The following is an 834-nucleotide window of genomic DNA, read 5'->3' on the forward strand; positions in this document are numbered from 1 at the left end:
CTGGTAAGGTAACTTCTTCGTCTCTCGCTAGCGTTGCCAATAAAGGGATATCTGAAGGAAGCGCATCTCTTATCAACTCTTCGTGCCGCGCTGTACTGCAATGGTTCGCGATAATGCCAGCCACATGAATGTCTGAACGATAGCGCGCTAAACCCGTAGCGATGGCACCCGCCGTTTGTGCCATGCCTTTCACGTTCAACACGATAACCACCGGTATATTGAAACGCGCAGCTAGATCAGCACTTGATGGCTCGCCATCAAACATGCCCATTGCGCCTTCGATAATAATGAGATCTGAAACCTCGGCCGCCTCATACAGTTTTTGCTGGCAATAAGCTTCACCTGCCATCCACATGTCTAGCGGCTCAACATCCTTACCAGAAGCTTGCGCCAGAATTTGAGGGTCTAGGTAATCAGGGCCGGTCTTAAATACCCGTACGTTTTTGCCTTTGTTTCGATACGACCGCGCAATCGCAGCCGTTACTGTTGTCTTTCCTTCACCAGAGCTTGGCGCGACAATGAACATAGCTGGGCATGAAGCCGTAGGGAGTTTAGAAGGCGATTGAACACTCATTAGAACTCGATCCCGGCTTGCGCTTTTACACCAAGACGAAAGGCATGACGCTCATCCTGAATATGGCTGATCGTATCGGCGATGTCTTCCAAGGCTTCGGGCATCTTTCGCCCCGTAATCATGACATGCTGATGTTTAGGTCTATTTTTTAGAGCTTCTAGAACCGGTTCCAATTCAAGGTATTTGTATTTAAACATGTAGCTCATTTCGTCAAAAATCAGAATATCGTACTGGGGGTCGGTTAGCAGCGATTTAGCGAG

2 protein-coding genes are annotated in these 834 nt (G+C 48.6%); both read right to left on the reverse strand.

Annotation, left to right across the window (positions count from 1 at the left end; genetic code table 11):
- Positions 1-574, reverse strand: a 574-nt coding sequence (locus tag A3766_RS01650; protein WP_156508605.1) for an AAA family ATPase, incomplete at its 3' end; no start/stop codon positions are given.
- Positions 574-834: cob(I)yrinic acid a,c-diamide adenosyltransferase (locus tag A3766_RS01655; protein WP_197479169.1), on the reverse strand; the 261-nt coding region annotated here is incomplete at its 5' end. The genes A3766_RS01650 and A3766_RS01655, both read right to left, overlap by 1 nt.

This window comes from Oleiphilus sp. HI0132 (assembly GCF_001635845.1).